The 11,609-nt window shown below is 65.3% G+C and carries 12 protein-coding genes; 2 read left to right on the top strand and 10 right to left on the bottom strand.

Features of this window, described 5'->3' with window-relative positions; all coding sequences use genetic code 11:
• The first annotated feature begins 148 nt into the window (after positions 1 to 148).
• Positions 149 to 1,213, top strand: a complete 1,065-nt coding sequence (locus VF497_RS11165; RefSeq protein WP_330888681.1) for a peptidoglycan -binding protein — start codon at positions 149 to 151, stop codon at positions 1,211 to 1,213.
• Positions 1,214 to 1,244: 31 nt separating this feature from the next.
• Here VF497_RS11165 and mazG read toward each other — a convergent pair whose 3' ends face one another.
• The 6 genes from mazG to VF497_RS11135 all read right to left on the bottom strand — a co-directional run bounded on the left by mazG (position 1,245) and on the right by VF497_RS11135 (position 7,769).
• Entirely contained in the window at positions 1,245 to 2,099 is an 855-nt protein-coding gene (gene mazG / locus VF497_RS11160; RefSeq protein ID WP_330888679.1) for a nucleoside triphosphate pyrophosphohydrolase, read from the bottom strand.
• On the bottom strand, positions 2,096 to 2,944 hold the full coding sequence (gene cysQ / locus VF497_RS11155) for a 3'(2'),5'-bisphosphate nucleotidase CysQ (protein WP_330888677.1): 849 nt from the start codon (positions 2,942 to 2,944) through the stop codon (positions 2,096 to 2,098). Before cysQ ends, mazG begins: the two co-directional genes overlap by 4 nt.
• A complete protein-coding gene (gene nudE / locus VF497_RS11150) occupies positions 2,941 to 3,501 on the bottom strand; it encodes an ADP compounds hydrolase NudE (protein WP_330888675.1) in 561 nt (186 codons plus the stop codon). Before nudE ends, cysQ begins: the two co-directional genes overlap by 4 nt.
• Before the next feature lie 47 nt (positions 3,502 to 3,548).
• Positions 3,549 to 4,283 carry a 16S rRNA (uracil(1498)-N(3))-methyltransferase gene (locus VF497_RS11145; RefSeq protein WP_330888673.1) on the bottom strand — a complete coding sequence of 245 codons (735 nt, stop codon included), beginning with the start codon at positions 4,281 to 4,283 and terminating at the stop codon, positions 3,549 to 3,551.
• Positions 4,284 to 4,353: 70 nt separating this feature from the next.
• The gene (locus VF497_RS11140) at positions 4,354 to 6,204 is read right to left on the bottom strand and encodes an alpha-amylase family glycosyl hydrolase (protein ID WP_330888670.1); all 1,851 of its coding nucleotides are present in this window, start codon (positions 6,202 to 6,204) and stop codon (positions 4,354 to 4,356) included.
• A gap of 131 nt (positions 6,205 to 6,335) precedes the next feature.
• Positions 6,336 to 7,769 (bottom strand): adenosylmethionine--8-amino-7-oxononanoate transaminase, encoded by a 1,434-nt coding sequence (locus VF497_RS11135; RefSeq protein WP_330888666.1) that lies wholly within the window; start codon positions 7,767 to 7,769, stop codon positions 6,336 to 6,338.
• 47 nt (positions 7,770 to 7,816) lie between these two features.
• Here VF497_RS11135 and VF497_RS11130 point away from each other — a divergent pair, with 47 nt between their 5' ends.
• Positions 7,817 to 8,596 carry an inositol monophosphatase family protein gene (locus VF497_RS11130; protein WP_330888664.1) on the top strand — a complete coding sequence of 260 codons (780 nt, stop codon included), beginning with the start codon at positions 7,817 to 7,819 and terminating at the stop codon, positions 8,594 to 8,596.
• A gap of 13 nt (positions 8,597 to 8,609) precedes the next feature.
• On the opposite strand, the gene VF497_RS11125 is transcribed toward VF497_RS11130, so the two are convergent.
• From VF497_RS11125 to VF497_RS11110, 4 genes are all read right to left on the bottom strand, one after another.
• Entirely contained in the window at positions 8,610 to 9,383 is a 774-nt protein-coding gene (locus VF497_RS11125) for a class I SAM-dependent methyltransferase (RefSeq protein WP_330888661.1), read from the bottom strand.
• 151 nt (positions 9,384 to 9,534) lie between these two features.
• The gene (locus VF497_RS11120) at positions 9,535 to 10,287 is read right to left on the bottom strand and encodes a class I SAM-dependent methyltransferase (RefSeq protein WP_330888659.1); all 753 of its coding nucleotides are present in this window, start codon (positions 10,285 to 10,287) and stop codon (positions 9,535 to 9,537) included.
• The gene (locus tag VF497_RS11115) at positions 10,284 to 10,835 is read right to left on the bottom strand and encodes a pseudouridine synthase (protein ID WP_330888657.1); all 552 of its coding nucleotides are present in this window, start codon (positions 10,833 to 10,835) and stop codon (positions 10,284 to 10,286) included. The genes VF497_RS11120 and VF497_RS11115 overlap by 4 nt, the downstream gene beginning before the upstream one ends.
• 30 nt (positions 10,836 to 10,865) lie before the next feature.
• Complete coding sequence (locus tag VF497_RS11110; RefSeq protein ID WP_330888655.1) at positions 10,866 to 11,360, bottom strand: DUF4440 domain-containing protein; 495 nt, start codon at positions 11,358 to 11,360, stop codon at positions 10,866 to 10,868.
• Positions 11,361 to 11,609: the final 249 nt, after the last annotated feature.

Raw genomic sequence — 11,609 nt, 5'->3', positions numbered from 1 at the left:
CCAGGAAGAGTTGAAGAACGTGCTGAAGACGCTCGCCGCCGCACCGGGCAACAGTGCGCGCCTGACCGACGACCTGCGCAGCGAATTCCGCCTGCTTTCGCGCACGATCGCCGCCGCGGTCGACGGCAAGCGCAACGGGGCGTAAGCGATGAACTCGCTCGCGCGCCGCCGCCGCGGCCTCGACATCTGGCCGGGATTCGTCGATGCATTGACGAGCCTGATCCTCGTCATGATCTTCGTCCTGCTGCTGTTCGCGGTCGGTCAGTTCGTGCTGTCGCAGACGCTGGCCGGCAAGAACAAGGCGCTGGCCGACCTCAATGCGCAGATCGCGCAACTGGCGCAGACGCTGTCGCTCGCGCAGGACGCGAAGGCCAAGCTCGATGCCAAGGTCAACGAGTTGTCCGCCTCGCTCGGCACGTCGAACGCGGCGCTCGACGCGAAGAACGCCGAGGCGGCCAAGCTCGCGGCCGATATCGCCGCGCTGACCGAACTCAAGACCCAGCTTGAACAGCAGGTCGCGCAGATGGCCGCGCAGCTCGACACGTCGAAGAAAGACCTCGTCGCCGCGACCGACCTCAACGCCAAGTCCGCCGCGCAGGTCGAACTGCTCAACCGCCAGCTCGCCGCGGTGCAGGAGCAGCTCAAACAGATTACCGCGGCGCTCGAGATCGCGAACAAGAACGTCAAGGACAAGGACGTGAAGATCGCCGAGCTCGGCAAGGAGCTGAACCTCGCGCTCGCGAACAAGGTCAACCAGCTCGAGAAATACCGCTCCGAATTCTTCGGCAAGCTGCGCGAAGCGCTTGGCAACCGCCCCGACATCCAGGTCGTCGGCGACCGCTTCGTCGTGCCGACCGACATCCTGTTCGACACGGGTTCGGCCGAGCTGAGTCCCGATGCGCAGGCGTCGATGGCCAAGCTCGCGAAGACGCTCAACGAAGTCGCCGCCGAAATTCCGTCCAGCCTCGACTGGGTGCTGCGCATCGACGGCCACACCGACAAGCGCCCGATCCACACCGACCAGTTCCCGTCCAACTGGGAGCTGTCGACCGCGCGCGCGACCGCGATCGTCAAGCAGCTCGCCGTGCAGGGCATCCAGCCGCGCCACCTGTCGGCAAATGGCTTCGGCCAGTTCCAGCCGCTCGACCCGAAGGACAGCGAAGCCGCCTACGCGAAGAACCGGCGCATCGAGATTCAGCTCACCAATCGTTGACGCATCGTGCGGGCGCGGTGAAATCGCGCTCTCATAACAGGCCGGCTTTGTCCTCGACCTTGGCACGCTCCCAGTAGGCGTCCTGCTCGGCCAGCGACTTGCCGTCGAGCTGTGTGTTTTCGGCTTGGGCCAACGCCTCCATGCGGCGGAAGCGGCGCTCGAATTTCGCGTTCGCCGCGCGCAGCGCCTGCGAATAGTCGACCTTGGCTAGGCGTGCGAGATTGACCGCGACGAACAGCACGTCGCCGATCTCGTCTTCCAGACGCGCATGATTGGCCGCCTTCGCGGCGACATCGTTGGCATCGATTTCCGCGGCGGCAGCGAGTTCGCTGCGCACCTCGCCGATTTCTTCCTCGAGTTTGTCGAGCACGGGACCCGGATCGGCCCAATCGAAACCGATCGTCGATGCGCGCTTCTGCAGCTTGTACGCGCGCTGCCATTCGGGCAGTCCGCGCGAGATGCCGGCGAGCAGGCTCGTATCCTCATGACCCTTTTCGGCGCGCTCGCGACGCTTCAGTTCTTCCCATGCCGCGGTCTGCGTGTCGGCGTCCTCGACGCTGAGCAGCTTGCCGTCGGCATCGGGAAACACGTGCGGATGACGGCGCAGCATCTTCGCGCAGATTGCATCGACCACGTCGGCGAAGGCGAAATGCCCTGCCTCCTCGGCCATGCGTGCGTGGAACACGACCTGCAGGAGCAGATCGCCGAGTTCGTCGCGCAGGTCGGCATAGTCCTTGCGATCGATCGCGTCGGCGACCTCGTAGGCTTCCTCGATCGTGTACGGCGCGATCGTGGCGAAATCCTGCTTCACGTCCCACGGACAGCCGCGCTCGGGATCGCGCAGGGTGGCCATGATGCGCAGGAGGTCTTCGACGCTGCGACTCATTCGCTGCCGCTTCCGTCGCGCAACAGTGCCGCCCAGTCGACCGACCTGTCGCCGAACGCGAGGAAATCGGGATTGAGCAGCGATTCCTTGCTGTTGTAGGTCAGCCGCGAACCGTCGAGCCGGGTCACGCCGCCGCCAGCCTGCTCGAGCACGCATTGCCCGGCAGCCGTGTCCCACTCGCTGGTCAGGCCGTGACGGACGTACAAATCGGCTTTCCCCTGCGCCGTGCGGCAGAACTTGAGCGAGGAACCGAGCGAAATCAATTCGTGCGCGCCGACCTTGTCCAGCGCAGTCAGCATGCGTGGATCAGCATGCGATCGGCTGCCGGCGACGACCAGCGGCGTCGCACGCGCGCGCGTGGAAATCGCTACATGACGCACGCCCCGTGCGCCATCATCAAACTTGTCGTTTCGCGGCGTTTCGGCATAGGCATGGCCGCCCTGCCAGGCCGTGTACATCTCGTCGAGCGCGGGCGCATAGACCACGCCGAGCGTCGGCACGCCGTCCTCGATCAGAGCGATGTTCACGGTGAACTCGCCGTTGTGCTTGATGAACTCGCGCGTGCCGTCGAGCGGATCGACGAGCCAGTAGCGCGTCCAGCCGCGGCGTTCGCTCCATGCGGCCTGTTCGGCGGATTCCTCGGACAGCACCGGAATCTGCGGCGTCAACGCGGCGAGACCGTCGACGATCGCATGATGCGCGGCGAGATCGGCCGCGGTCAGCGGCGAGGCATCGTCCTTGCGCGCGATCGTGTAGTCGGCATCGTAGATGCGCATGATCGCGGCACCGGCGGTGCGCGCAATCGCGGCGCATTCGCGCGCCAGTTCGGCGTGATCGATCGTCATACGCGTGGCTGATAGCGGCCGGCGAGATACTCACGCGCCATGAACAGCGCGGCGATCGAACGGCCCTCGCTGACCTCGGGATGCGCGAGCAGCGTGTGCAGCTCGGACAGCTTCCACGGCACGACTTCGAGTTCCTCCGGCTCGTCGCCGACGAGGCGCTCGGGATACAGGTCGCGCGCGAGGACGACGTGAGTCATCGCGCTCATGTACGACGGCGACAGCGACAGTGTGCCGAGGATGTGCATCTCGCGCGCACCGTAGCCGATCTCCTCCTTCAATTCGCGATCGGCACCCTGCTCCACCGTTTCGTCCTGATCGAGGCGGCCTTTGGTCAGACCAAGCTCGTAACGTTCGATGCCGGCGCCGTATTCGCGCACGAGCAGCACCGTGTCGTCATCGCGCATCGGCACGACGATGACCGCGCCGAGCCCGGAACTCCTGAGCTTTTCGTAGGTGCGGCGCTCGCCGTTGGAAAATTCGAGGTCGAGCTGCTCGACCTTGAGGAAACGGCTGCCATCGACGCTGCGACGGGCATGGATGATCGGGGGGGTGCGCATGTCGCAATTGTAGCGTGCGCGCGTTGATGCCGAAACGACGCTTGTGCTTAGAAGTCGCCGAAGAATGCCTGCAATGCCGCGACCGCCGCAATGCCGGCCGTCTCGGTGCGCAGGATGCGCGGGCCGAGGCGCAGGCCGTGGAAGCGCGCATGGCGCAACTGGGCAACGTCATTGTCGGAGAAGCCGCCCTCGGGGCCGACACAGAGCACGACGCCATTTTCCGTGGACGCAAACTGGCGCAGGCCCGCATCGCCTTCGGGCAGCAGCGCCAGGCGCAGCGCGGCATCGTCGCCGAGGTCGCCGAGCCAGCGGTCGAGCCGCAGCGGCACGACGATCTCGGGTAGCCGCGTGCGTCCGCTCTGCTCGCAGGCGCCGGCGACGACGCTGCGCCAATGCGCGACGCGGCGTTCGGCGCGCTCCTCGTCGAGCTTGACCTCGGTGCGCTCGGTGACGAGCGGCACGATGCGCGCGACGCCGAGTTCGGTCGCCTTCTGCAGGATCCAATCCATCTTCTCGCCGCGCGCGACGCCCTGCGCGAGCGTGATGTCGAGCGTCGATTCGCGATCGACTTCGCGCATTGCGACGACTTCGGCCGTCACCGCGCGCTTGGCGAGCTGCGCCAGCGTCGCGTCGTATTCGCAGCCGTCGCCGTTGAACAGGATCAGCGGATGCCCGCGTTCCATGCGCAGCACGCGCGCGACGTGCTCGCCGGCCTGCTCGGGCAACAGCACTTCGATGCCGGCGCGCAGCGGCTGGTCGGTATGAATTCGTGGAATGCGCATCGCCGGATTGTAATGAAAGAGCAAGGGACGCGGGATAGGCGAACGGCGAGTCGCGCCTCGTCCCGCCACGCTATTGCTCCGGCGAATCGCTGCCAGCGGCCTTGCAGACGACGAAATCGAGGGCCGGCACTTGCACCGCATAGCTTCCCGTTGCTGCGCTGCGCGGAGTGCAGGCGCCGTGCAGCGCCCTCCAGCGAACGGACATCGGCTCGACCGATAGGCGCGCGGATATCGCGTTCGCGCTCGTGTTGAAGACGGCAAGCACTTCATCACCCGACGACGAAATCCGCGAGATCGCAAGCAGCCCCGGCTTGTCGCCTGACAGGCGCGTGAGCTGGCGTCCGCGTCGCAGTGCTTCTTCCTGGCGGCGGACGTGGACCATCTCAGCGATGTCGCGATACAGCGAATGGGTCGTGTCGAAGTGATCGGAGTCCACGCTCGAAACCGTACCCAGCCGTTCCGCGGCGCGGAAGCTCTGCACCTGGCTTGCGAACATGTCCTCGCGCGAATCCTGGTCGCTGCTTCCCGCGCCGGTGAAGCCCTGCTCGTCGCCGTAGTAGAGCACCGGTACGCCGCGCGCAAACAGGATCACGGCGTGCGCGAGCCGCACGCGGCGCAGGACTTCGTCGGCCGGCGCATCCGGCCGTGCCTCGCGCACGGCATGGGCGAAGCGCTTGACGTCGTGGTTGCCGGTCAGCGTCGCCAGGCGCGCGGCGGTTTTTTCGCCGCCCTCGTAGAGCACATCGGCGGCGAACACTTCGGCGATGCGATCGGTCGCACCGTCCTTGGCGATCGCATCGACCAGCGCGCCCTGCAGCGCGAAATCGTTGACCGCTGGCAGACCGTCGACGCGCGTGTGGCGGGCGAGCATCGCCGGCGAAAATTCCATGACCTCGCCGAAGATGTGGAAGTTGGCGATGCCATTCGCCTTCGCCCGCGCCAGCATCGCCGGCACGAACGCCTGCCAGAACTCGGGATTCACGTGGCGCGCAGTGTCGATGCGGAAACCATCGAGGCCGAAGTCGTCGATCCATTGACTGTAGATGTCGATGAAGCCCTGGACGACGCGCGGATTCTCGGTGAAGACATCGTCGAGGCCGAAGAAATCGCCGAACTGCGAGCTTTCGCCCGCGAACGTCGACTCGCCGCGATTGTGGTAGTAGATCGGATCGTTCAGCCAATCGGGCTTCTTCGCGTGCTTCTCCGCCTCGGGCACGTAGGGCGTGTAGGCGTAGTCCGCGCGGGTCAGCCGGGTGAAGTTCCGCGCGTCAAGATGCGGCGCCTCGTCGCCGAGGAAGCCCGCGTTGATCGCCTCGCCCGAGGCCGCGCTGCGCACGTACGGGAAATCCGCGCGCGCGCGATAGCTGCATGCCGTGCCTGCGCATTCGCGATACTGGATGACGTCGGCGGTGTGGTTCACGACGAGGTCGAAATAGACTTTCATCCCGCGCGCATGCGCCGCGTCGACGAAGGCCTTGTAATCGGCTTTGGTGCCGAGGTGCGGATCGACGTCGGTGAAGTCGAGGCCCCAGTAGCCGTGGTATCCGGCCGATTCGTTGCCGTCGAGGCTCTGCACGGCCTTGTTGCGGAACACCGGCGTCAGCCAGATTGCGGTCGCGCCCAAACCCTGGATGTAGTCGAGCTTGTCGATGACGCCCTTGATGTCGCCGCCGTGGTAGAACGCCTTGTCGCGCGGATCGAATCCGGTTTTAGACCGGTTGCCCGACATGCCGCCGCGATCGTTGCGGCGATCGCCATTCCAGAACCGGTCCGGCATGACGAGGTAGACGATCTCGTCCTCGGGCAGGCGCGCGCGCAGCGCCGCAAGCGTCTCCGTCGCATGCGAACCCGATGCGACAGGCGCCGCCGCGGCACTGATCGCGCAGGCGAGCAACAAAGCCAGACACAAACCTCGGCGCATTGCTTGCACAAGTACGCTGCTGCGAACCATCGCCGTCCCCGTCGTTGTCGATACGCAGCGATTTTATCGTCCGCCGCATCGCGGCAGACCCTGGTCCGCATACGTATTCATGCGGCTGCGACGCTCGACGGCTACGCGGTTGTTGCCGCGTCGATGCCCTTGACCGCGACGTCGACCATGAAATCGATCTCGTCCAGCGTGATCACGTACGGCGGCATGAAATAGATCACATCACCGAGCGGACGCAGCAGCACGCCCTGCGTCAGCGCGTGCCGGTAGGCGCGCAGGCCGCGGCGTTCGCTGGCGGGAAACGGCGCGCGCGTCGTCTTGTCGCGCACGAGTTCGACCGCGGCGATCATGCCGGTCTGGCGCACCTCGGCGACATGCGGATGCGTGGCCAGCGGCGCCAGCCGTTCGCGCAGGTGTTGTGCAAGCGCGCGGTTGCATTCGATCACTGGCTCGTCGCGGAAGATCGCCAATGTTTCCAGCGCCGCACGGCAGGCGAGCGCGTTGCCGGTGTAGCTGTGCGAATGCAGGAACGCCTTGCCGGCCGTGTACTCGGCGTAGAACGCATCGTAGACGCGCGCCGTCGTCAGCACCGCCGAGAATGGCAGGAAGCCGGCGGTGATGCCTTTCGACAGGCAGAGGAAATCGGGCGTGATATTCGCCTGCTCGCAGGCGAACAAGGTGCCGGTGCGGCCGAAGCCGACCGCGATCTCGTCGGCGATCAGGTGCACCTCGAATTCGTCGCAGAGCTTGCGCAGGTCGGTGATATAGGCCGGGTGATACATGCGCATGCCGCCGGCACACTGCACGAGCGGCTCGACGATCACAGCGCTGACCTCGTGCGCATGGCGTTCGAGCGCCGCGCGCATGTCGGCCAGCTTGCGCAGCGAATGCGCTTGCCAATCCTCGCCCGCCTCGCGCTCGTAGCAGTCGGGCGAGGCGACGAAGATCGGCTCACCGAGCAGCGGCGCATAGGTCGCGCGATACAGCGGCACGTCGGTCACGGTCAGCGCGCCGAGCGTTTCGCCGTGATAGCCGCCGCTCAGCGCGATGAAGCGCGTCTTGCCTTGGCGGCCCAGGTTGCGCCAGTAGTGGAAACTCATCTTCAGCGCGATTTCGATCGCGCTCGAACCGTTGTCGCCGTAGAACACGCGTGCAAGGTGTCGATCTTTCCCGCCCTGCGGGGCAGGGCGAGGTTTTGGCGCAACGCGCAGCAGTTCTTCGGCGAGCAGGATGCCGGGCTCGTGGCTGAAGCCCGCGAAGATGACGTGTTCGAGCTTGTCGAGCTGGTCCTTGATCGCCGCGGCGATGCGCGGATTGGCGTGACCGAACAGGTTGGTCCACCACGACGACACCGCATCGAGGTAGCGCTTGCCGTCGTGGTCGATCAGCCAGGCGCCCTCGCCACGAGCGATCGGTGTCAGCGGCACGCGCGCGCCGTCGAGGTCGGCGTGGTCGCGCATCTGCGTGCACGGATGCCAGAGCACGGCTAGGTCGCGCGCGGTCCAGTCGGCCCTGGGCGAGCGGTGGGATGGGTCGGACGGGGCTGCGGAAGTCATTTTGCTATGATCAATCCCCTTTCCCGTCTGCACAAGACTTGCAGTCCATGCTGACTCCTGACTTCCTCGATTCCGCGCTCGATGTCGCCTGGCAGGCGGCGCAGGCTGCCGCAGAAGTGATTGCGCGGCATTGGCGCGCTGGTACCGAGGTCGAGATCAAGTCCGACCAGACGCCGGTAACGATCGCCGACCGCGAAGCCGAAGCGGCGATCAAACGCGTACTGCGCGAGGCGTTTCCGGACCACGCATTCTACGGCGAGGAGGAAGGCCGCGAAGGCGACGGCGATTTCCTCTGGCTGATCGATCCGATCGACGGCACGCGCAGCTTCGTGCGCGGCTATCCGATGTTCTCGACCCAGATCGCGCTGATGCACCGCGGCGAGCTCGTGCTCGGCGTGTCGAGCGCCTCGGAGTTCGGCGAGCTTGCCTGGGCGCGCAAGGGCGGTGGCGCATTCCTTGGCGGCAAATCGATCCGCATGGCAGACACGAGTGCGTTCGATGCGCAGACCGCAATCTCGTTCGGCAACGTGAAGACGCTGTCGCGCAGCGCCGGCTGGAACGTGCTCGCCGGCCTGATCCAGCGCTGTGGGCGCACGCGTGGCTACGGCGACTTCTATCAGTACCACCTGCTCGCGCGTGGCAGCCTCGACCTCGTCATCGAATCCGACGTCAACATCCTCGACATCGCCGCGCTCGCCGTCATCGTGCGCGAAGCGGGCGGCACGTTCACCGATCTTTCCGGGCGCGAACTGTCGCTGGCGACGACGAGCGTGCTCGCCGGCACGCCCGCGTTGCATGCGCAGGCGCTGCAACTCGGGCTGGCATAGTCCGTCGCGGAAACTAGACCAGCGCCGCGACCATCACGCGCTTGCCGTGGCGCAACTGCTCGTAGCCGTCCGCCGGCACGGGCAGCACGTAGGCATCGCTGAAACCGACCGCGCGCAGCAGCCACAGCAATCCTTCGGTGCTTGGCGCGAGGCAGACGCCGGTGACGCTCGCTTCCGGCGCATGCGTCTCGTCGACCTCGTCGATGATGCCGAAGCAGCCCTTGAGTGGACGCACGTATTCGTACGAGCCCCAGTCGACCATGCCCGACATGTGCGGCACGACCTGGGTCTCGATCACGCAGGCGCGGCGAGCGAGCGAGCGCGCGACGCGCAGCGCGCCGATCGGATTTTCGAGGTGATAGAGCAGGCCGAACATGAGCACGAGATCGTGCACGCCGTCGGTTTCGGGCTTCAGCGCGAACACGTCGCGCTGACGCGTCTTTATCGCGTCCAGCTCGTAGATGCTCGCGAGCAACGCGGCGTCGTCGACATGCTCGTCGCGTGCATCGACCGAAGTGACCTGGCCGAAGCCCGCGCGCGCGAGCTGCAGCGAAAACCAGCCCTGGTGGCAGGCCAGGTCGATCGCGCTCAGTGCACCGCGATCGCCAGCGAACTTGTCGGCGAGGAGCGCGTCGAGCATGCGTGCGCGCGTGTGGTGGATCGCATCGACGCGGCCGTCGTGCGTGCTCGCCAACGGACGTCCATCCGGCAGCGCCAGCGGATAGAACCAGGATTTTGCCAGCGCGCGCGCATACAGCGCTTCGCGGTCGGGGGTGGCTGTCGACATTGCTGCTCCGTCTGAGGGCTTGCGGATCGATTGGCGCGGCGCGCGGTAGGCGACAGCCGGCGCCGGCGGTTCATGCTTCGATCCCGTGCGGGCTGCGAATCATAGCAAGCAATGCGCGTGCCGGCACGGCAATGCGATGCGCCCGTGCTAATCATGCACGTCCGGCGCGCAGATAGAACTGCCAGCGCACCAGGCGCACGCGCGCCGGATCGCCCCAGGCATCGCGCAAGTCGGATTCGACGATGCCGACCGGGTCTTCGCCATTGGCCTTGATGTAGCGCTGCGTCGCCGACCACGAGCGCAGATAGGCAAGCAGTTGATCGACACTCCAGCGCACGATCATCGGAAACTCCGGGGCCGGGATCGTTTCGAACGGAAACGGAATCGTACTGTAGCCCGCATCGACGTGCGCGCGCTCCGGCGGCCAGTACGGTCCGGTCAACGCATCGCCGTACAGATGTTCGATTACGCGGTCGATTGCCTCATCACCCGTGCCACAGGCTGCGTACGCCCACGCCGCGAACAAGCCGCCCGGCTTGAGCACGCGCCGCACTTCCGCGTAGAACGCATCGTGATCGAACCAATGCAATGCCTGCGCGACGGTGACGAGGCTCGCACTGGCATCGGCCAGCGAGGAACGCTCGGCGGGCTCGACGCGGTAGTCGATGTTGGTGTGCAGTTCGGCGTCGTCGATCTGATTCGCGCTCGGATCGGTGGCGACGACGCGCGCGAAATGCCGCGCGAGTGCGACGCTGGCCTGACCGTTGCCACAACCGCAGTCCCAGGCGAGCGCACGGTCAGGAGCCTGCGCAGCGAGCCAGTCGAACAGCGCGTCCGGATAGGTCGGCCGCGCTTCGCGATACAAGTCGGCATGGCCGGAAAAATGATCCTTGAATTGGCTCATGGCGGATTTTCCTCGCCTCTCGTTTCGCCGGGTTTCAGCACGCCCAGATCGATCCCGCCGATGCGTACCCGGACCAACCGCAGAGTCGGCAAGCCGACTGCCGCGGTCATGCGCCGCACCTGGCGATTGCGGCCTTCGCGGATCGAAAGTTCGATGAACGCATCGGGCACGTTCTTGCGGAAACGCACCGGCGGATCACGCGGCCACAGCCATTCCGGCGCCTGCGCCAACAGCGTCGCGCGTGCGGGCAGCGTCGGGCCGTCGTTCAAAAGTACACTTTTGCGCAATTGCGCCAGCTGTTCCGCGCTCGGCGCACCTTCGACCTGGACGAGATAGGTCTTCTCAACCTTGAACTTCGGATCGGTCAGGCGTTGCGCCAGCTTGCCGTCGTCGGTCAGCAACAACAGTCCTTCACTGTCGTAGTCGAGACGACCGGCAGGATAAACGTCCGGCTGCGCGACGAACTCGGCCAGCGTGCGCCGCGGTGGCGAACTGCGGTCGGTGAACTGGCAGAGGACGTTGAAGGGTTTGTTGAGCGCGAGAAGCATCAATTGTTCGTCACGCCGACAGGGCCGCCATCAATGCTTGTCCTCGGGCATCAAAGACGAATGGTGGCTCGCAATCAGCCATTGCTTTCCATCCCAGGCGTAGGCGTACGTGTAGCGCGCTGCGACGGTGGCGCCGGTTTTCCGGAAGGAAAAAGTATACAAGCCCGTATCGACCGCAGAATTGCAGCCGATCTCGATGAAGTGGAAGTCGATTTTTCCGACGGGCTGGTTCTCCAGGAAATGCTCGAAATAATCTTCTTTCTCTGCCGCCGTGATGCGCGGCTTGTTCGAGAGCGTCGGCAGTAAAATCGATCGTTCCGCGTAGTTGGCAACGACAAGATGGGGGTTTCTGGTCTGCAGCGACTGATTCCATCGATCGAACAGCCCGGCGACTTCCTGTTCCGTCGTCGGATGGCATTCCTCGGTCTGTTTCGGCGTCGATGCAGGTCTGTGCGGAGTGCTGCTGCACGAGGCCAGCAATATCAGGCCAATTGCCCCGAACGTTGCACGGTACGTCGTTTTCATGATGCTTGCCCTCCCCTGAAGGAACAAATGCGACGGATTTCACGCAGGGCGAATCCTAATGCGAAGAACCTGCAGAATCCGGATGAGGCATCACAGACCACGCTCTCTGCGTGCGGTATCCCCAATTTTCGGGATACCGCACGAAGCGCTTCGATCGAACTACTTCTTCGGCTTGACGAACTTCAGCGTCATCCGGTCGGACTCGCCGATCGCGATGTATTTTTCGCGATCGACGTCCTTGAGTGTGAG

Origin of the sequence: Rudaea sp., from assembly GCF_036383415.1 — a bacterium.
GTDB lineage: Bacteria > Pseudomonadota > Gammaproteobacteria > Xanthomonadales > Rhodanobacteraceae > Rudaea.
Note: the sequence above shows the minus strand (reverse complement) of the source record. Positions and strands in the feature narration are given on the sequence as shown.